The organism is Nocardia sp. NPDC003693 (assembly GCF_053981095.1).
Window position 1 is genome coordinate 195,027 of record NZ_JBSFNO010000004.1, and the last position, 19,050, is coordinate 214,076.

Annotated in this window: 20 protein-coding genes; 8 read left to right on the plus strand and 12 right to left on the minus strand. The window is 69.4% G+C overall.

Annotated elements, in window-relative coordinates:
- Positions 1 to 7 precede the first annotated feature (7 nt).
- Entirely contained in the window at positions 8 to 1,231 is a 1,224-nt protein-coding gene (locus ACWDOP_RS07745; protein ID WP_456344424.1) for an MFS transporter, read from the minus strand.
- 65 nt (positions 1,232 to 1,296) lie between these two features.
- On the opposite strand from ACWDOP_RS07745, the gene ACWDOP_RS07750 reads away from it, so the two are divergent.
- Entirely contained in the window at positions 1,297 to 1,659 is a 363-nt protein-coding gene (locus tag ACWDOP_RS07750; protein ID WP_454201431.1) for a MerR family transcriptional regulator, read from the plus strand.
- Positions 1,660 to 2,081: 422 nt separating this feature from the next.
- On the plus strand, positions 2,082 to 2,252 hold the full coding sequence (locus ACWDOP_RS07755; RefSeq protein WP_454201458.1) for a hypothetical protein: 171 nt from the start codon (positions 2,082 to 2,084) through the stop codon (positions 2,250 to 2,252).
- Between the two features lie 24 nt (positions 2,253 to 2,276).
- On the opposite strand, the gene ACWDOP_RS07760 is transcribed toward ACWDOP_RS07755, so the two are convergent.
- The 6 genes from ACWDOP_RS07760 to ACWDOP_RS07785 all read right to left on the minus strand — a co-directional run bounded on the left by ACWDOP_RS07760 (position 2,277) and on the right by ACWDOP_RS07785 (position 9,508).
- The gene (locus ACWDOP_RS07760; protein ID WP_456344425.1) at positions 2,277 to 2,990 is read right to left on the minus strand and encodes a phosphoribosyltransferase; all 714 of its coding nucleotides are present in this window, start codon (positions 2,988 to 2,990) and stop codon (positions 2,277 to 2,279) included.
- Positions 2,991 to 3,010: 20 nt separating this feature from the next.
- On the minus strand, positions 3,011 to 3,202 hold the full coding sequence (locus ACWDOP_RS07765) for a hypothetical protein (RefSeq protein ID WP_456344426.1): 192 nt from the start codon (positions 3,200 to 3,202) through the stop codon (positions 3,011 to 3,013).
- 272 nt (positions 3,203 to 3,474) lie between these two features.
- On the minus strand, positions 3,475 to 5,640 hold the full coding sequence (locus tag ACWDOP_RS07770; RefSeq protein ID WP_456344427.1) for a hypothetical protein: 2,166 nt from the start codon (positions 5,638 to 5,640) through the stop codon (positions 3,475 to 3,477).
- Between the two features lie 279 nt (positions 5,641 to 5,919).
- Positions 5,920 to 6,111, minus strand: a complete 192-nt coding sequence (locus ACWDOP_RS07775; RefSeq protein ID WP_454201427.1) for a hypothetical protein — start codon at positions 6,109 to 6,111, stop codon at positions 5,920 to 5,922.
- A 41-nt stretch (positions 6,112 to 6,152) separates the two neighbouring features.
- On the minus strand, positions 6,153 to 7,862 hold the full coding sequence (locus tag ACWDOP_RS07780) for an AMP-binding protein (RefSeq protein WP_456344428.1): 1,710 nt from the start codon (positions 7,860 to 7,862) through the stop codon (positions 6,153 to 6,155).
- Positions 7,859 to 9,508, minus strand: coding sequence for an AMP-binding protein (locus ACWDOP_RS07785; protein WP_456344490.1), 1,650 nt, complete (start codon positions 9,506 to 9,508; stop codon positions 7,859 to 7,861). The genes ACWDOP_RS07780 and ACWDOP_RS07785 overlap by 4 nt, the downstream gene beginning before the upstream one ends.
- 61 nt (positions 9,509 to 9,569) lie before the next feature.
- On the opposite strand from ACWDOP_RS07785, the gene ACWDOP_RS07790 reads away from it, so the two are divergent.
- Positions 9,570 to 10,433 (plus strand): LuxR C-terminal-related transcriptional regulator, encoded by an 864-nt coding sequence (locus ACWDOP_RS07790; protein ID WP_456344429.1) that lies wholly within the window; start codon positions 9,570 to 9,572, stop codon positions 10,431 to 10,433.
- 90 nt (positions 10,434 to 10,523) lie between these two features.
- Here the strand turns inward: ACWDOP_RS07790 and ACWDOP_RS07795 are convergent, their stop codons facing one another.
- Both ACWDOP_RS07795 and ACWDOP_RS07800 read right to left on the minus strand, forming a co-directional pair.
- Positions 10,524 to 10,877 carry a ribosomal subunit interface protein gene (locus tag ACWDOP_RS07795; RefSeq protein WP_454201424.1) on the minus strand — a complete coding sequence of 118 codons (354 nt, stop codon included), beginning with the start codon at positions 10,875 to 10,877 and terminating at the stop codon, positions 10,524 to 10,526.
- Between the two features lie 167 nt (positions 10,878 to 11,044).
- The gene (locus ACWDOP_RS07800; RefSeq protein ID WP_456344430.1) at positions 11,045 to 11,503 is read right to left on the minus strand and encodes a winged helix-turn-helix transcriptional regulator; all 459 of its coding nucleotides are present in this window, start codon (positions 11,501 to 11,503) and stop codon (positions 11,045 to 11,047) included.
- A gap of 54 nt (positions 11,504 to 11,557) precedes the next feature.
- Between ACWDOP_RS07800 and ACWDOP_RS07805 the strand changes: the two genes are divergently transcribed.
- Entirely contained in the window at positions 11,558 to 12,088 is a 531-nt protein-coding gene (locus ACWDOP_RS07805) for a PaaI family thioesterase (RefSeq protein ID WP_454201422.1), read from the plus strand.
- A 22-nt stretch (positions 12,089 to 12,110) separates the two neighbouring features.
- Here ACWDOP_RS07805 and ACWDOP_RS07810 read toward each other — a convergent pair whose 3' ends face one another.
- Positions 12,111 to 13,319 (minus strand): UDP-N-acetylglucosamine--N-acetylmuramyl-(pentapeptide) pyrophosphoryl-undecaprenol N-acetylglucosamine transferase, encoded by a 1,209-nt coding sequence (locus ACWDOP_RS07810; protein ID WP_456344431.1) that lies wholly within the window; start codon positions 13,317 to 13,319, stop codon positions 12,111 to 12,113.
- Between the two features lie 497 nt (positions 13,320 to 13,816).
- Here ACWDOP_RS07810 and ACWDOP_RS07815 point away from each other — a divergent pair, with 497 nt between their 5' ends.
- The 3 genes from ACWDOP_RS07815 to ACWDOP_RS07825 all read left to right on the plus strand — a co-directional run bounded on the left by ACWDOP_RS07815 (position 13,817) and on the right by ACWDOP_RS07825 (position 16,431).
- Entirely contained in the window at positions 13,817 to 14,911 is a 1,095-nt protein-coding gene (locus ACWDOP_RS07815; RefSeq protein ID WP_456344432.1) for a polyprenyl synthetase family protein, read from the plus strand.
- A gap of 240 nt (positions 14,912 to 15,151) precedes the next feature.
- Positions 15,152 to 15,961, plus strand: a complete 810-nt coding sequence (locus ACWDOP_RS07820) for a hypothetical protein (RefSeq protein WP_456344433.1) — start codon at positions 15,152 to 15,154, stop codon at positions 15,959 to 15,961.
- Positions 15,962 to 15,993: 32 nt separating this feature from the next.
- Entirely contained in the window at positions 15,994 to 16,431 is a 438-nt protein-coding gene (locus ACWDOP_RS07825) for a hypothetical protein (protein ID WP_454201418.1), read from the plus strand.
- Positions 16,432 to 16,456: 25 nt separating this feature from the next.
- Here the strand turns inward: ACWDOP_RS07825 and ACWDOP_RS07830 are convergent, their stop codons facing one another.
- On the minus strand, positions 16,457 to 17,251 hold the full coding sequence (locus ACWDOP_RS07830; protein WP_456344434.1) for an SAM-dependent methyltransferase: 795 nt from the start codon (positions 17,249 to 17,251) through the stop codon (positions 16,457 to 16,459).
- 53 nt (positions 17,252 to 17,304) lie between these two features.
- Between ACWDOP_RS07830 and ACWDOP_RS07835 the strand changes: the two genes are divergently transcribed.
- Positions 17,305 to 18,483 (plus strand): cytochrome P450, encoded by a 1,179-nt coding sequence (locus ACWDOP_RS07835; RefSeq protein WP_456344435.1) that lies wholly within the window; start codon positions 17,305 to 17,307, stop codon positions 18,481 to 18,483.
- A gap of 85 nt (positions 18,484 to 18,568) precedes the next feature.
- On the opposite strand, the gene ACWDOP_RS07840 is transcribed toward ACWDOP_RS07835, so the two are convergent.
- On the minus strand, positions 18,569 to 19,003 hold the full coding sequence (locus ACWDOP_RS07840) for a hypothetical protein (RefSeq protein ID WP_456344436.1): 435 nt from the start codon (positions 19,001 to 19,003) through the stop codon (positions 18,569 to 18,571).
- Positions 19,004 to 19,050: the final 47 nt, after the last annotated feature.

Genomic DNA, 19,050 nt, shown 5'->3' on the forward strand with positions numbered 1-19,050 from the left:
GCATCGATCACGCGGCGGCCGATACCCCTCTCCGCGCCGGAAACCCGTGCGCCCGAGCCACTCCGACCGCAACCGCGACGGGCACCAGCAGTACCAGCACACCCCACGGCAGCGCCCCCGCCGAGAACCAGCCGAGCAACACCCCGCCCACCCCGCCGCCCAACGCCATGGCCACGTTCCACAGCGTGACGAGCATCGCCTGCGCGGATTCGGCCGCCTCCCCGCCGGCATCGGCGGCGGCGGTCTGCAGCAGGGTCGGCAGCCCACCCCAGCCGAGTCCCCACAGCACGGCGGCCAGGTAGACCAGCGCGGGGTTGCTCGTAAGTGCCGCAAGGATTCCCGCCGCGACCGCGACGAGCAGCACGCTCGCGATGGTCAGCGCCCGCAGCCGCCGGTCGATGTGCGCGCCCACGAACCACAGGCTCGCCAGGGACGCGGCGCCGAACACCAGCAGCACCGCACCGGTCGCGTCCGCCATGCCCGCGTCGGCCAGGAGCGCCGCGATGTAGGTGTACAGAATCGTGTGCGCCAGAACGAATGTCAGCGTCACGAACAGCACCGGCCGCACCCCGGGAACGCTCAGCGCGCGTGTGATCGGCGTGCGTTCCCCGGCCGCCTGCCCCGGCTGATCGGGCACTCCGAACCGAATCCAGCCGAGCAGCACGACGGTGAGCGCCGTCATCGACAGGAAGGCCGCGCGCCAGCCCACCGCCTGCCCGATGAACGCGCCCGCGGGCACCCCGAGCGACAGCGCGACCGGAATGCCCGCCATGGCGATCGCGACCGCCTTGCCTCGCAGGTGCTCGGGCGCGAGCCGCCGCGCGTACCCTGCCATCAGCGCCCAGGCCAGGCCGGCCGCCACCCCGGCCAGGAAGCGCGCGGTCATGGTCAGCCCGTAGTTCGAGGACAGCGCGGTGACGGTGTTGGCGACCGCGAATCCGGTCATGGCGGTCAGCAGCAGTCGTTTGCGCGGCCAGCCCGCGGTGGCGGCGGTGAGCGGGATGGCCGTCAGCGCGGTGCCGATCGCGTAGATGGTCACCGACTGCCCCGCGGCCGATTCGCCGACCCCCAGGTCGCCGCTGAGCGCGGGCAGTACCCCGGCGGGCAGCGTCTCGGTGAGACTGGTGACGAAGACGGCCGTTGCCAGGGCCAGCAGCGCGCCGGTGGGCAGCTTCGCCGCCGCTTCCGGCGCGGCAGATGTGATGGGCGGGAACGTGTTCGGTGTGTTCATGAACGGTATGCTCGAACCTTCACATTGATGTGAAGGTCAACGCGAGAACCTGTGAGGTACGGCATATGCGCATCGGAGAACTGGCCGAACGGACCGGAACCTCGCGCCGGCTGCTGCGCTACTACGAGGAGCAGGGCCTGCTGGCCGCCGAGCGCTGCGGAAACGGTTACCGCAGCTACGACGAGCGCTTCGTCGACCGCGTCGTCCAGATTCGCGGACTCCTCGACGCCGGTCTGCCCACCCGCATCATCAAACAGATCCTGCCCTGTCTCGACAAGCCCCGCACCATCGTCTTCGACGACGCCACCCCGGAAATGCTCGAGCTCCTGGAAACCGAACTCGCCCGCATGTCCCATCGCATCGACTGCCTCGCTCGCAATCGCAGCGCGATCGCGGAGTACCTCGAGGCCGTCCGCGCCAACGCCTGACCTCGCCGGACAGCCCTCCGGCGGACCTGGAGTGCCAACCGGGCGACCTGGAGTGCCAGTTGGTCTTGTCGTGTCGACGTTGTGTGTTCAACCGCGCGACACTTGCTGTGACCGGCGGAGATTCGCAAGCTCCTCGTGAAGCTGCACCGGTCTGCTCCGGGCGTCATGGGTGTACCGCCACTGCACGCCGGGCGGGAATTGTCGGCGGTCGTGGCGTTCGAGCTCGGTCACGGTCGCGGGTGTACCCGGTCGGGTGTCGGCGGGACATTGGATACGTGCATGGCGCCCGGAGTACGAAACGGCCCGGAGGTCCGCAGCTTCCGGGCCGTTGCCCATGTCCGGGGGGTGAATCTCCCCAGGTCAACAGGCGCGCGGGGATTCCGTCGCGGCGCGCACCCCGCACGAGCGCCTATCGTGGACGCGTGGGCATCATGGGTGAACTCTTTCCGGGCCAGAAGCTGAACGACGAGAGCGGCCAGGACGGTGACGGCCAGACGCACAAGCCGCGCGTCGAACTCGACCTCGACGCGGGCGTGATCCGGCTCGCCCCCGCGCCCCGGCCCGAGCAGGCCGAGCCGCCCGCCGCGGACTGAGCCCGAACGGGCCGGTACGCCCGTTCAGGCGCAGGGATCGCGCAGCGGGAAGCTCCGGATCGGCGGCACGCTCCGATCGCCGAGCACCTCGGTGACCCGGGACCATTCGGCCGCGTGATTGTCCGCCAGCATCGCGGCGATCTCGGCGTTCGTGGTGGTCAGCTCGCGAATCGTGTCGGGCGCGGCCCGGGGCGCGGGCTCCAGGCAGACGATCTTGTCCGCGTAGACGCTGAGCGTGTCCAGCTCGCGCGGGTCGCCGACGCTGACCGCCACCGCGATCCGGATCGCGCCCTGCAGCCGCGCCATACGGCAGGCGTCGCGCAGCGCGGTGGCGTCGGTGACGAACTCCTCGGCGATCACGACCGTCCGATCGTCCAGGCTGACCCGCGGCCGATGGCCCCGCAGGTCGAAAGCGTTGTGCCGCAATATGTTCTCCTGCTCCTTCTCGGTGTGCACGCGTTCGGGATCCTCGATGGCCCCGTGCGCGAGGGCCGCGGTGTCGATCAGCAGGGAGCGATCCTCGCCGAGCAGTCCGTAGACGAGGTCGGGCCGGCGCGGCACCGTCAGCGGCCGGATGAGAATGACGTCGAGCAGCACGCGCAGCCTGGCGGCGAGCGCGTAGGCGACCGGCACGCCCGCGCCGGGTGGGCTGAGCACCACCACGTCGCGGCCGCGAAAGGCCGACAGCAGTCCGGCCAACTGCCGTCCCGCGTCATTGCGGTCCAAGTAAGGCGGCATACAGTCCCCGACTGTGCGTGTCAGCCCGGTGTCGACAGCACGCGCGCGGCGGGCATCCCGCCGCCGGGCGCGGGCATCGGCCACTCACCGGTAATTCGAAGTAGTGCCGCAGGGGTGCTGCGGAGGTGATGCGCGGCCGGGGTGTGCGGCCGGGTTCGGCGGCCCAGCGGGATGCGGGCGAGACGGATGATCTGCTCAGCAACCATCGTCATCGCATGCCCTCTCCATTGAGCTGCCGCGGTTCATGAGCGTTGATCACAACGTCTCAGTCAGGCAGATCACCAGTGTACGCCAGGGCGACCTGCGGCTTCGCCGATCGGTCGCGCGCGGATTCCATTGTGCTGCCGCGCATTGCGGGCAATCTCCGGACCGATCGCCCGATTCATCGGACAAAACGGTCATTCGCCGTGAACGGTGCTCGGCAAACGACCGAATCGCGAAGGCGTGCGCGGCTTTTCGCCGCGCACATCCTTCGCAATGCGTACTAGCTGCTGACGAGGCTCTGATCCCGCGCCGGGTGCAGCCGCTCGGACGGCGGTACGCCGGCGTCGCGCCGCCGATTGCGCAGGTACGACCAGTGCAGGAACCCCACCCCGGTCACGCCGATGCCGGCCGAGGCCAGGCTGATCTCCCAGCCCGGCGGCATCCAGCTCACCTCCAGATCGGCCTCGGAGGTGCCAGCCGGAATGTCGACCGCCAGAAACGTTCCGGCGATCTCGGTGTGGTCGAGCTCCCGACCGTTCAGCGTGATCCGGTAACCGGGCCAGGCCAGCCGGTTGAACACGACTTGGCCGCCGTCGGCGGAAGTCACCCGGGCCCGGGCGCTCACCCCGTCGACCATCGTCGACACCGCGCTCACGCCCCTCGTGTCCGCGATGGCCCCGTTCACGATGGAGGCCAGCCCGCCCTCACGCTCGAGCACCCGGATGTACTCCTCGTGCCCGGGCTGCTCGACCCATTTCCAGCCCTCCGGCGCCGGATTGGCGTCGATGCCCGGGTACTGCGCGACGTGCAGCACCACCCGGTCCACCTTCATCAGGTCGGCGATCGTGCGCCCGGTGGAAGGTTCGGCGGTGAAGACGCGGCGGTACGCGTCCGGGCAGGTGCTGCCGTCCCAGGCGATGCACAGCAGCCCGCTGAAGGCCGCGTGCCCGACCGGGGTGTACCCGTTGACGTACTGCTGCCCGAGATTCTTGGCGTAGCTGCCGATGGCCAGCGATCCCCAGGCCCGTTCGATGCTCTTGTCCTCCGGACGCAGGATCGCGCGATCGGCCAATTGCAGTGTGAGACCGGGGAAGCGCGGGAAGGCGTCGGTCATGGTCGAGCGGCGTTCGGGGAAGTTGTACGACATGGGCGTCGACGGCGCGGCCTTCACCTGGGCGAAGGCGATCGGGAACATGGCCACGATGATCAGCGCGCTGGCCAGCGCCGCACCGCGATTGCGCGCCAGCCACAGCACCCCCGCGCCGACGCCGACCACGGTCGCCACCGCGAGCAGGTGGCGCAGGATCAATTCCGGTGCGGCCGAGAACGAGCGCACGAACAGGATGCCGGTGAGTGCCAGCCCGGCGATTGCTCGCCGTCGCGAGGACGCGAATGTGCCGTGCCTGCTGAGCAGTACGCACACCAGCACCAGGAGTCCGATGGCCACCATGGGCAGTACGCGCGCGGGCCAGCGCAGCGGTCCCACCGCGCCCGGTCCGGCGGTCCACATGAGCATGCCGCCCGCGAACAGCGCCATTCCGCTGAACTCGCGCACCGAATGCCGCGCGGCCTTCCAGTCGATGAAGGCGAGCGCCGGAATCAGGAACCACGCGACGTAGACCATGGGCAGCGGCTGCACGTACCCCCACCAGGCGTGGAAGGCCGGCGTGGTGCTGGGCAGGCTGGCGTTGAGCGATTCGGACCACGGGACGGTCAGGAACGGCTCGTTGCGAATGCGCGCGTCCCCGCGCCAGGTGACCTGGGAGGACAGCAGCAGTGGAAGATTGGCCACCAGCGCCGCGAGCGCCGCGCAGCCCGAGACCAGCACCAGGCGCCGCACCACGGCCCAATGCTGTTGGTAGATGTACTCACCGGCGATCACCGCGAGCATCATCAGGCCCGCTTCCACGGCGGGGAAGACGTATTGGATGGTCAGCGCGAGCCACAGGAACACGAACACCGGAACAGGTCCGCTGCGCCCGCGCGCGTACAGCACCGCCGAGGCCCAGGCGTGCAACAGCCACGCGGTGCCGGTCTGCGAGGTGAACCAGCTGGCCTGGTCGAAGAACAGGAACCAGCCGCTGAGCGGGAAGGCCACGCCCGCGACCGCGCCCCAGGCGGGTTTGGCGCCGTAGGCCAGGCAGATGCGGTAGACGCCGAGCGCCGCGATGATCGCGAACACCAGTTTCACGACCGTCGCGTACACGGCCAGGTTGTCCACGGACGGCGCGAGCAGATACACGAGCAGTTGCGGCGGGTTGTAGATCGCCGCCTCTTCCAGCGAGTAGTTGCCCGCCATCCATTCCCAGGGCACCAGCGCCGGGAAACGGCCCTCGCGCAATTCGCTGCCGAGCAGTTGCCACATCGGCACGTACTGGGCTTCGGTGTCGTCGGTGTAGAAGTGACGTGGATCGGCCAGCAGGACAGCCAGATAACCGGCGATCACTCCGAGCGCGGTAACCGTCCCCCAGACGCGTACATCTCTTCGCGGTTCGGTTTCCGCGCTAGTCCTCACGAGGATCGGAGGCTAGGGCAAGCGGGTGAACGGAACAAGGCTTTGCCATGACGGGATCCGTTTCGCCCCGTTTCCGCCGGGCTCCGCCGGACGTCGAATGGTCCGGCGGATCGAGCGGATTCCGGCCGGGCCCGCAGGGGTGGGCCGGGCCGGAATCCGAGTGCAGCGGGTGCCACCGGGGCGAGCCGGTGGCGATGGGGCCGACGCCGATCAGGGCCTCAGGAAACTGGCCACGATGCCCCAGAAACGACCGCGGTCCACCGAGTGGAAATCCCATGTCTCGGCGATGGTGTGCGTCGCGCTGACGATGCCGTGCACGTCGAAATCGTCACGGGAGGCAGTGCCTTTGACCTCCAGGGCGGCGATCACGTAGGCAGTGGCGGTTTCCACGGTGTGGGACACGCATGGACTCCAATCTGTCGTCGGAATGGGCGGCGTGCGAATCAGGAAGCGGTATCGGTGAAAACGTCCTCGTAGCGGAACTCGGTGGAGATGGGTGTTCCCGCGGCGTGCGCCTGCTCCTCACGGAGACGCAGGTCGACGCGGCGGATCTTGCCGGAAATGGTCTTCGGTAGCTCGGTGAACTCCAGTCGGCGTACGCGCAGGTACGGCGCCAGGTGATCGCGGGCGTATTCGAGGATGGCTCGGGCGGTTTCGCGATCGGGTTCCCAGCCGGCGGCGAGCGAAACATATGCCTTCGGAATCGCGAGACGCGTGTCGTCCGGTTGCGGTACGACGGCCGCTTCGACCACGGCCGGGTGTTCGATGAGCACACTTTCGAGCTCGAAGGGCGACACCTTGTAGTCCGACGACTTGAAGACGTCGTCGGTGCGGCCGATATAGGTGATGTATCCGTGTTCGTCGCGGGCGGCCACATCACCGGAGTGGTAGAAGCCCCCCGCCGTGACAACGGCATTGCGTTCCGGATCGCCCAGATATCCGGTCATCAGGTTGACCGGATCATAGCCCAGGTCGAGACAGATTTCGCCCTCGTCAGCGACATCTCCGGAGATCGGATCGACAAGTACCACCGGCACTCCCGGCGCCGGGCGGCCCATCGACCCGGGCTTGACCGATTGGCCTGGAGTATTGCCGATCTGCAGCGTCGTCTCGGTCTGCCCGAACCCGTCCCGGATGGTCAGCCCCCACGCCTTCTCGACCTGCGCGATCACGTCGGGGTTGAGAGGCTCACCCGCGCCGAGGATTTCGCGCAGCCCCGCCGGACGCTCGCCGAGATCGGCCTGAATCAGCATGCGCCACACCGTCGGTGGCGCGCAGAACGTGTTCACCTCCGCGCGGCGCAGCTGCCCGAGCAGGGCGGCCGCGTCGAAGCGGGCGTAGTTGTAGACGAAGATGGTGGCCTCGGCCAGCCACGGGGTGAAGAAGCAGCTCCAGGCGTGCTTGGCCCAGCCGGGCGCGCTGATGGCCAGGTGCACGTCGCCGGGCCGGACACCGATCCAGTACATGGTGGACAGGTGGCCGACCGGGTAGCTGATCTGCGAGTGCTGCACCATCTTCGGCCGGCTGGTGGTGCCGGAGGTGAAGTACACCAGCAGCGGATCCTCGACCGTGGTGCCGGGGGTGAACGGGCCCGCGGAGACGACGTCGTCGGCCGCGCGGTACGCGTGCCAGCCGATCACGGGTTCGCCCACCACGATTCGGGTGTACTCGCCCGGAACGTGTTCGAACTTGGCGGTGTCGGCGGTGTTCACGATGACGAAACCCGCACCGCCGCGCGTGATTCGGTCGTGCAGGTCGTCCGGGCCGAGGGCGGCGGTGGTCGGCATGATGACCGCGCCGAGCTTGGCCACCGCGAGCATGGCCTCCCACAGTTCGGCCTGGTTGCCGAGCATGAGCATCACCCGGTCGCCCTTGCACACGCCCAGTCCGGACAGCCAGGTCGCGACCAGGTCCGAGCGGGTGGCCATGGCGTCGAAGGTGATGCGCCGCTCGCTGCCGTCCTCCTCGGTGATCCACAGTGCGAGGTTGTCGTTGCCGCGCGCGAAGCCGTCGAACCAGTCGGTGGCCCAGTTGAATTCGCCGGTGAGGCGGGGCCACTCGAAACCGGCGACGGCCGCGTCGTACTCGGTCGCGGTGGCCAGCAGGTGGTCGCGGGCGGCGCGGTAGGCGGCGATGTTGGCGGTGGCGGTCATGACTGCTCCTCGGTGGTGTCGAGCAGGCGCGCGGCGATCTCGCGCATCTCGATCTTGCGGATCTTGCCGGTGACGGTCATGGGGAACTCGTCGACCACGTGGACGTAGCGCGGGATCTTGAAGTGCGCGAGCCGCCCCAGGCAGAACTCGCGCAGCGCCGCGGCGGTGAGCGCGGGCGCGCCCTCGCGCATGCGCACCCAGGCCATCAGCTCCTCGCCGTACTTGGCGTCGGGGACGCCGATCACCTGGGCGTCGAGCACGTCCGGGTGGGTGTACAGGAACTCCTCGATCTCGCGCGGGTAGATGTTCTCACCGCCGCGGATCACCATGTCCTTGATGCGCCCGGTGATGGCGACGTAGCCGTCGTCGTCCATGGTGGCCAGATCGCCGGTGTGCATCCAGCGCGCGGCGTCGATGGCCTCGGCGGTCTTGTCCGGGTCGTTCCAGTAGCCGAGCATCACCGAGTAGCCGCGCGTGCACAGCTCGCCGGGCTCGCCCCGGGGCACGGTCAGCCCGGTCAGCGGGTCCACGATCTTGATCTCGATGTGCGGCCCGGCCCGGCCGACGGTGGCGGTGCGCTGAACGAGACTGTCGTCCGCGCGGGTCTGGGTGGAGACCGGCGACGTCTCGGTCATGCCGTAGCAGATGCTCACCTCGCGCATGCCCATGCGCTCGATCACCTGCTTCATCACCTGCTCCGGGCAGGGCGAGCCGGCCATGATGCCGGTGCGCAGGCTCGACAGGTCGAAGCGGTCGAACTCCGGCTCGGCGAGTTCGGCGATGAACATGGTCGGCACCCCGTAGAGCGAGGTGCAGCGTTCGGCGGCAACGGCTTCCAGCGTCGCGCGCGGATCGAAGGACGGCGCCGGAATGACGATCGCCGCGCCGTGGCTGGTGGCCGCCAGGTTTCCCATGACCATGCCGAAGCAGTGGTAGAACGGGACCGGTACGCACACGCGGTCGTGCTCGGTGTAGCCGCACAGCTCGCCGACGAAGTAGCCGTTGTTCAGGATGTTGTGATGGCTGAGCGTGGCGCCCTTGGGGAAACCCGTTGTGCCCGAGGTGTACTGGATGTTGATCGGGTCGTCGGCGGAGAGTCCGGCCTGTGCGGTCGCCAGTAGTTCCGGATCGGCGGCCCGCCCGGTCTCGAGCAGTGCGCGCCACTCGTCGCTCTCGAGCAGCACCACCTGCTCGAGTTCCGGGCACTCGGGGCGCACCTGCTCGATCATGGCCGCGTAGTCCGAGGTCTTGAACGCCGGCGCGGCCACCAGGGTGCGAATTCCGGCCTGCCGCAGCACGTAGCGCAGTTCGTGGGAACGATAGGCGGGATTGATGTTGACCAGCACCGCGCCGATCTTGGCCGTGGCGTACTGCACCAGCGTCCACTGCGGGCAGTTCGGCGCCCAGATGCCGACCCGGTCGCCCTTGCCGACCCCGGTCGCCAGCAGCCCGAGCGCCAGCGCGTCCACCTCCGCCACGAACTCCCGATAGGTCCAGCGCAGGCCCGTGGGGTGGTCGATCAGCGCGTCGCGATCGGGGAAGGCCGCGGCCGTACGGTCCAGATCGGCGCCGATGGTGTCGCCGAGCAACGGCGCGTCCCAGACCCCGAAGGAATAGCTCACCGGCCGGAGCCGGTCCATGCTCATGCTCACACCGATAGGATCCAGGTCACACCCGCCGCCGACTACCCCCGGAAAGGGGTACCCGATGACCCCTGTGGCCGATCCGCTGCTGCGACCGCGCGACGCTGACGCCCTGCGGGCGGAGCTGCGCCATATCGCGGCGATATCCCGCCTGCCGGTGGTCTTCGGCGGTGAGGTGAGCGCGGGCACCCTGGTGCTCAGCGAGTTCGTGGGGATCCGGACGAACAGCATGCGCGGGCTGATCGTCGCGCCCAGTTCCGGGCTGGGCGGCAGCGCCGTGGCCACCGGGCGGCCGCGGGCGGTGGCGGACTATCGCTCGGCGTCCACGATCACCCACCACTACGACGGGCCGGTGCTGGGGGAGGGTCTGCGGGCGGTGACGGCGGTGCCGGTCGTGGTGGCCGGGCAGGCGCGGGCGGTGCTGTACGCGGCCAATCGCGAGTCCGGTCCCATCGGTGATCGCATCGCCGAGGAAATGGTGCGGGCCGGGCGGCGACTGAGTACGGAACTGGCGATCCGGGACGAGGTGGATCGGCGGCTGCGCCTGCGCGCCGCAGGCGATCCCGGGCCGGCCGGATCGGATGTCGTTGGCACCGAGCAGCTTCGGGACATGCACGCGGAGCTGCGCGAGATCGGCCAGAACATCCCGGACGCCGCGGTGCGGGATCGGCTGCGCGCGGTCACCGATCGGCTCGCGGGCCTGGTCTCCGGTATCGCCGCGGCCGGGCCGCCGGTGACCCTGGCTCCGCGCGAGCTCGACGTGCTCGCGCAGATCGCGCTGGGCTGCACCAATGCCGAAGCGGCCCGGCGGCTTTCGCTGCGTGCGGAGACGGTGAAGAGCTACCTGCGCAGCGCCATGACCAAGCTCGGCGCGCGCACCCGGCACGAGGCCGTGGTCCGCGCTCGTCGTGCGGGCTTGCTGCCCTAGGTCTTCGAAACCCTCTGCGCCGTAGCCGATTCGGATGGCGGAACGGCGGCCGCGCGAGCGACCGCCGTTCTCGTACCCACTACCGCGTAGTCAGTCTTCGACGGGCAGGAACCGGATGGATTCGCCGCCCTTGGCGTGGTGCAGGCGGCCGAACTTGCTGTCCAGGAGATGCGCCATGCTCTCCGCGGCGCCCAGATACGCCTCTTCGACGGTGGAGGCCTTGTGATTGGTGGCCACCGGAGGCTGGCCCTTGGGGCGGGCCTCGAGGCTACAGCGCTTGTCTTCGTGGCCACTCTTGTGGCCGTTGACGTCGGTGATGTGGGCTTCCACCCGTGTGAGGTGCTCGGCGAAGCGGTCCAGGACGGATGCGATGCCGTCCTCCGCCCGCTCGATGAGTGCCGCGCCACCGCCGACGTGCTTGTCGGCGAAGACCTGGATTTGCATGGCATCTCCAATCTCTCGGGATTGCCGAGAACTTGCTGACATTCTCGACAGTACCCGTATTCCCACCGATCGGCTCGTCAAAAGCCGGTTGGAAAGATCACCCCCGCTCGATGCCCCCGGAAGGTATTGTTCGCGGCCGTTTCTGAGAGCGGGATGAGTGCGCGGGCTCAGTCGTGCCGTGTATTGCGCTGCGGCGGTGAGGGAGTCGCGGTGAGTTCGTGGCCGGAGTCCGCGAGCTGATGGCCGTGCTCGCAGCACAGCGTCGCGCGCACGGGCGCCCCGCAGTCGGTGTGCGTGAGGGCCAGCGGCGGGCCGGCGGGCCCGGCGAGGTGCCTGTCCCCCCACTGCATGAGCGCGGTGAGAACCGGCTGGAGTTCGCGCCCGGCCTCGGTGAGCCGGTACTCCTGGCGGGTGCGCGCGCCGGGCTCGCGATAGTCGCGGCGTTCGAGCACCCCGGCCTCGACGAGCGTGTTCAGGCGGCGCACCAGGACCGCGCGCGGTGCGCCGGTGGCCGCCTGGATGGCGTCGAAGCGGCGCACGCCGAGGAAGATCTCGCGCAGCGCGAGCAGGGCCCACTGTTCGCCGACTACTTCGAGCGCGTTCGCCACCGAGCAGATTCGTGCCATGGCGACATTCTATCTACATTCACAATATGAACTCAGGGTGTTAGGGTCGGGCCCATGACGATTACTTCCGAGCCCGCGGGTGCGCCCGAATCCTGGGGCGAGGCGCGCAGCAAGACCGTGCACTGGCACGACCCGAAGATCGCCCTCGAGTCCGCGCCCGGTCGCACGGGACTCGAGTTCCTGACCGCCATGGCCGCGGGCGAGATTCCCGGCCCGCCGATCTCCGGGCTGCTGGGCATGCGGCCGGTCAGCGCCGGGCCCGGTGATGTCGTATTCGTCTGCACGCCGGACGAATCCATGTACAACCCGATCGGCATGGTGCACGGCGGCATCGCCTGCACCCTGCTCGATTCGGTGGCGGGCTGCGCCGTCCACACCACCCTGGCCGCGGGCGTCGGCTACACCTCGATAGAGATCAAGGTGAACTACCTGCGCCCCATCCACAGCCACACCGGCGAGCTCACCGCCCACGGCTGGGTCACCAAGCCCGGCAAACGCGTGGCCTTCGCCGAGGCCGACCTGCGCGACGCCGACGGCGTCCTCCTGGCGACCGCCACGAGCGCCTGCCTGATCATCGGCGCCTGAGCGCGGCGGCTCGGCGCCGGTCTCAGGGCACCGCGAGGTCCAGGACCGTCAGGGCGAGCTGTTCGGCGGCGTCCGGGTGGCCCATGGCGTGGGCGGCCGCGCCGACGGCCTTGCGGGCCTCGGGGTCGGTGAGCAGTTCGAACAGGGCCGCGCGCAGGTTCGGGGCGGTGGCGTCGTCGCCGATGACCGCGCGGGCCGCGCCGTTCTCGGCCAGGATACGGGCGTTGCGGATCTGCTCGCCGCCCACCGAATGCGGGTAGGGGATCAGCACCGAGGGCTTGCCCAGGGTGGTCAGTTCGGCGAGAGTTCCCGCTCCGGAACGGGATACGACCACGTCGGTGAGCGCGAGCACGTGCGGGAGCTCGGCGCCGAGGAAATCGCGGACCAGGTAGCGGGGGCGCAGGTCGGCGGGCAGCGCGGCCGCGCGCTCGCGGACCTGGTCGTAGGAGCGCGCGCCGCACTGGTGAATCACGTTGGCCACGGTCAGCAGCTCGGGCAGGAACTCGTTGATCAGGTCGTTGATCTGCACCGCGCCCTGGGCGCCGCCGGTGATGTACACCGTCGGCAGTCCCGGGGTGTAGCCCTCCCAATTCAGCGCGGGCACAGCGTCTTCGGCGCGGCCGGTGGTCAGCGCGGGCCGAATCGGGTTGCCGGTCACCACGGCTCGGTCCCGGACCCGGGCGGGCAGCAGTTCGACCGAGGCGTCCGAACTCAGGGCGATCCGCGTCGCGGCGCGCGCCAGCAGCTGGTTGGCCTTGCCGATGCCGGTGGTCTGCTCGTGGATGACCAGGGGACGGCGGCGCAGCGCGGCCGCCATGCCGATGGGCGCGCACACGTAGCCGCCGGTGCACAGCACCGCGTCGGGCCGGAACCGCCGCACCACCGCTTGCGCGGTGAACACGCTCAGCGGCACCCGCACCGCGTCCTTCGCGTTGTCCGCGTTCAGCATCTTGAGGGGGTTGCGGTCGCGCCGCAGCTTGCCCGCCTTGATGCCGGTGAAGGCGATGTCGTTCTCGCCCGCCACGCGCTGTTCGAGGCTGTCCGGGGTACCGACCCACAGCACCTCGACCTCGCTGCCCGCCTCGGCGACCAGGTCGCGCAGCGCGCGCATGGCCGAGACCGCCGGGTAGGTGTGCCCGCCGGTGCCGCCGCCGGCGACGATCACGCGCACCTTCGCGTGTGCGCCGACCCGGCGCAGGATGGTGGCGCGGTCGAGGGCGGGACGTGGCATGGGCGAGCCTCCTGGGTGGATCGGTCGGCTGACGGGGCGGGGCCTGGTCCGGCCGCAACGCCCGGTTCAGGCTAGCGCGCGCCCGCCGGCCGGGCGTGGGAGCCCGCTCGGCGGGCTCGGCGCCGTCGATACTGGTCGGTCGCCGATGATTGCGGGGTGTTGGCTATCGGCCAATGGGCCTTTACCATGGTTGTGATTCGGATCACCGTGCAGCCGTGCGTGTTCCGATGCCGGTGCGAATGCACCGGTGTGCCGCCGAGCGTTCGCGCCGTCGTACCGGGGAGAGGGGCCCGCCATGCCGCTCCCTGGCCTTCCGGCGCTCGATTCGCCTGTCCGGCAGTGCTTCTCCCGCTCCGCAGCCCCCGCGCCGCCGCCCTGTCGCCGCGGCCCGGACGGGCTCCTCGGCCCTGTGCTCAGCACCCTGGCGACGTCGTATCGCGCACCCGCGCGCATCCGATAGTCGCGATACATAGCCCGGCGAGTCACTGGAGGTAGCCATGAGTTCGTCGACCGCGGCGGATCCCGCATTCGGCTCGGGATCGGAGTGGGAAGACCGGTGGGGCACGATCATCGGCCCGGAGGGCGAGGGAACGAATCCGCTGGTGCGGGCCCAGCGCCTGACCACCCCGATTCTGCGCGGGGCGGTGGACAATCTGCCCGCCGAGCTACGCCTGATGGCGGGCTATCACCTGGGCTGGTGGGACGCGGAGGGCGTTCCGGCCGCCACGGATTCGGGGAAGGGCCTGCGGCCCGCGCTGGTGCTGGCCGCCGCGCGAGCGCTGGGCGCGGGTCCGGACGCGGCGCTACACGCCGCCGCGGCAATCGAACTGGTGCACAACTTCACCCTGGTGCACGACGACGTCATGGACGGGGACGTCATGCGGCGCGGTCGGCCCGCGGTGTGGCACGTCTGGGGTGTGGACGACGCGGTGCTGGTCGGCGACGCCCTGCACGGTCTGGCCATCTGGACCCTGGCCGACGCGCCGCGCGCGGCGCAGACCGGGATGGGCCGCCTGGCCGAGGCGGTGATCGAACTCTGCCTGGGCCAGCATTTCGACTGCGCCGAAACGAGTTTCGCCCTCACGGTGGAGGACTGCCTGCAGACCCTGCGCTACAAGACCGGCGCGCTGCTCGGCTGCGCGTGCGCACTGGGTGCGGTGTGCGCCGAGGCGCCGGCGGAGACGATCGCCGCCATGGACGGGTTCGGCCGCGAGTTGGGTGTGGCCTTCCAACTGGCCGACGACGTGCTGGGCATTTGGGGCGACCCCGTGCTCACCGGGAAGCCGAAGGGCAGTGATCTGTTGCGGCACAAGCGAACCCTGCCGATTCTGGCGGCATTGGAATCCGACACCCCGCCGGGCCGCGAGTTCGCCGAGCTCTATTTCGCGGATCGGCCGCTGGACGATTCGACGGCCGCGCATGCCGCCGATCTCATCGAACAGGCCGGCGGAAAAGGCTGGGCACAGTCGGAATCGGCGCGGCACGTGCGGGCGGCCAAGGCGTATTTGTCGGAATTATCCGGAACTACCGGATTCGCCGATCCCCGTGAGCTGTTCGCACTGGCCGACAGTGCGATAGACCGGGAGTGCTGACGCCAAAGATCGGGCAAAACGGAATTGAAATTCGACCGCCCGGTACCGGTAGGGACTTTGGTACTCAATTGACCGGAGTCCATTGCTCCAAAACCGCTGTGCTGTCAGGATTACTTGCGAGCGGTGATTCGGAAGATCGAGACACCGCCGAAAGTTCAAGCAGGCGTAGTTCTTTCGCAATCTTACGTGTGCCCACGCGAATACGCCTGTGTCAGTGCGGTTATTCCCAGGAGCGCCAACATGACGACGGGGCCATTCGCCGAGTCGGGACGATTGCTGGCACTGGGGCGAGAGCCCACCCGGGAATTGGTGGCGGAGCTGGTGCGCGCCGCCACCACCGCACGCACCGGAGTTCTGCGCGTCTCCGGTGAACCCGGTGGCGACCTCTATATCGTGCACGGCCAGGTCGTCGCCATCGAAACACCCGGTGCTCCCGGTGTGCGCGAATTGCTTTCGCGCCCCGGACGTACCTGCGGAGGCGTCGCCGACCTGCGCGTGGTCGCCCTGATGGCCGCGCTCGACGGCGCCTTCGCACTCACCTCTGGCTGGATCGGCGACTGTACCTGGCAGGAGCTGCCCGCCGGCCAGAGGTGGCCGGACCACCCTGTACCGCCAGTTCCCGGTGTGGAACCCGGCTGGTTGCTGTCGGAGACCGAGCGGCGGCTGCGCGCCCTGGCGCACGGCCGGGTCTCCCCGCACCGCAACCAACTGGTGCTCACCGATCCGGGCCGCGCCCTTCTCCGCGGCCCGGACGGTGGGCAGTGGGCGGACATCCTGCTCTGGGTGAACGGCAGGCACAGCTGTCGGGATATCGCGATGCTGTTGTGCCGCAGTCTGTATGGGGTGACCGTCGAAGTTGTTCGCCTTCTCGACAACGACCTGGTCGCCATAGCGCCGCCCGTGCGGGCGCCGGCTCGCGAACCCTCGCGCGAGGCCGAACCCGCACGGGGCGGTCCCGGCCGTTCCATGCTGCCGCGTCGCCGGCGGGGTGCCAGCGGCATCAACGACACTCTGCTGCCGCGCGCTCCACAGCCGGTGATCGGCGCCTGATCGCGGACCGCGCGCGAACCCGAAAGGACGTCATGAATTCTCCCAACGGACCCGGTACGGCCAGTCTGGCGGATCGAATCGGGGTGCTGGTCAAGGATTTGCGCACCGAGGTGCCCGATTGCCTGGCCTCGGGTGCGATCGACATGTCGACGGGCATGCTGCTGGCGGTCGAGACCGTCGACAACCATCCGCAGGAGGTGCTGGATCTGCTCGCCGCCGCGACGCTGGATCTGTTCCAGGGCCGCAATGTGGTGATGATCGAGGACATTTGGAAGGAGCGCCGCGGAATTCGCCAGGAGCGGCACTACTTTCAGGAGATCCTGGTCAACAGCGACAACCTCACCCACCTGTTCATTCGCACCGAGAGCCGCGACGACGTGGTGATCGTGGTGGTGTGCCGCAAGGCGGTGAACGTGGGGATGCTGTTCGCGCAGACCCGTCGCGTGCTCAAGGACACCGGGCGGCTCTGAACCGCTCGGTGTCGCCGGGCGCGCGTTACGGAATGCGCGCGACCGCGCCGAGCATCGAGACGGCCTCGGCGCGCGGATGCGGGCGATAGATCTCGGGCCGCCACTCGGTCACCGCGCTGATGCCCGGGGCGACCATGTCGAAGCCGGCGAAGAATTTCGCGAACTCCGCGCTCGAGCGCAGCTGGAACGGCACCCCGCTGCGCTGATTGGCCTCGGTGGTGCGGGCCAGGTCCTCGGCTTCGAGGTGATCGCTGGTCGCGTGGGACATGACCAGGTAGCTCCCCGAGGGCAGCGCCTCGCAGAGCCGCCGGACGAGATCGTAGGGCTGCTGGTCGTCGGGGAGGAAGTGCAGGACCGCGACCAGCATGAGCGCCACCGGCCGGGTGAGATCCAGGGTGGCCAGCAGGTCGGGATGGGTGAGGATGCGTTCGGGATCGCGCAGATCGGCGTCCAGATACGCGGTCTTGCCCGCGGGGGAGCTGTGCAGCAGCGCGCGGGCGTGCGCCAGCACGATCGGGTCGTTGTCCACGTAGACGATGCGCGATTCCGGGGCGATGCCCTGGGCGATCTCGTGCACGTTGCCCGCGGTAGGCAGGCCCGCGCCGATGTCGAGGAACTGGCGGATGCCGGCCTCGCGGGCCAGGTAGGCGGTGGCGCGGCGCAGGAAATTGCGGTTCTCGACCGCGGCCAGGCGTACGGTGGGGAAGGCCTCGGCGACCGCGTCGGCGGACTCCCGGTCGGCCGCGAAGTTGTCCTTGCCCCCGAGCCAGTAGTCGTACCGGCGCGCGGGGTGCGGTTTGGTGGTGTCGATCCGATCCATTGCGGACTCCGAGTTCACAACGCCCCCAATCCATCTGGACTACTGTTTCGATCATGGTGCCGAGCTACAGCCCGTACGACTTCGATGTGCACGCCGATCCGTACCCTTACTATGCCAGCCTCCGTTCGCAGGCCCCGGTCTACCGTAACGAGACCGACGATTTCTGGGCGTTCTCGCGGCACGCCGATGTGCTCGCCGCGCTGCGCGATTCCGACCGTTTCTCCAGTGTGAACGGCATCCGAATGGAGCCCGCGTTCTGGGGTCCGCAGGCCGAGCACTTCTTCTCCTTCGTGGCCATGGACGCGCCCAAGCACACCCGGTTGCGCGGGCTGGTGTTGCGCGCGTTCACCGCGCATCGGGTGCAGGGTCTGGCGCCGCGACTACGGGAGATCGCGCGCGGGATTCTGCAGCCGCTGCTCGAGCGCGGCAGCTTCGATCTGATGACCGATTTCGCCGGTCCTTTCCCCACCGATGTGATCTCCGAGCTGGTCGGGGTGCCCGAGGCGGATCGGGAGATGATTCGCAAGCTCGGCATGGAGATCATGTACACCGACGCCGAGTCGACCGATCTGCGGCCCGAGGCTATGGCGGCCATCGGCGCGCTGGTCGGGTACTACACCGAATTGACGATCGAGCGGGCCAAATCCCCGCGCGAGGATCTGCTGTCCGGGTTGCTCGGCGCGGCCGACGGGGCGGACCGGCTCACGCCGGAGGAGATCGTCGGCATTCTGATTCTGCTGGTCGGGGCGGGGATCGAGACCGCCATGCTGACCTTCGGCAACACCTGGCACGCGGGGTGGCTGCATCCGGACGCGCGGCGGGCGGCCCTCGGCGGGCGGGTGGACGACTGGATCGCGGAGTCGATGCGCTGGGATCCGTCCTCGCAGAGCCAGTTGCGGACCACGACCGAGGCGCTGGAGTTGCACGGCGTCGCGATTCCGTCCGGGGCGCGGATTCTGCTGCTCACCGGCGCCGCGAATCGCGATCCCGAGGTCTTCGCCGACCCCGATGCCTTCGATCTGGATCGGGACACGAGCGCGTCGCTGGTGTTCGGCAGCGGCCGGCACCACTGCCTCGGCTCGAATCTGGCGCTGCTGGAGCTGCGCATCGCACTGGGCGAGATCGCGGCGGCGGTCGCCGATTACGACATCGACCCCGCCGGGTTGCAGCGCGTGCACTCCTCGAACAATCGCGGTTTCGCGAGTCTGCCGACCACGGTCACCCCGCGCTGAGGGCTGCCCGTCGATCCCGGAAGATGTTGCGGCACGGCCCGGTTCGGCGCAGTGGCACACTGCGCCGGCCGGAGCCCACACCGGCCTACTTCAGGCTGAGGGTGATGACCAGCGTCTCGTCCTCGACCGCGGCGACGACCTGCCCCGGCGCTCCGCCCGCGATGCCGTCGAGGTCGATGACCGACCCGACGGTGCCGGCCGCCAGCCGCACCAGCGCGCCGCGCCGTCCCGAGCCCGCGACGTAGACGATGGAGTCGTCCCCGCTATCGCCCGGCTGCGGGAAGTTGATGTCGTCCGAGGACCCTCCGGCGTTCAGGTCCAGCTGCTTGAGATGTCCGCCCGCGGCCTCGAACGCCGGGAACTGCCCCTCCTGGTACCGCACGTCGTACCGCAGCGAGGTCCCGAATCCGAACGCGACGTCACGCCCCTCCTGCCCCCACAGCACTTCCCTGATCTGCAGCGACCGGTACTTGTTCCGAACCTCGAGAAACTTGACACTGCCCGGCTGAAAGTCCGACAAGACCCCGCCCCTTCCTGATAACCCGCCGGCCCAAGTACCGGCACCCC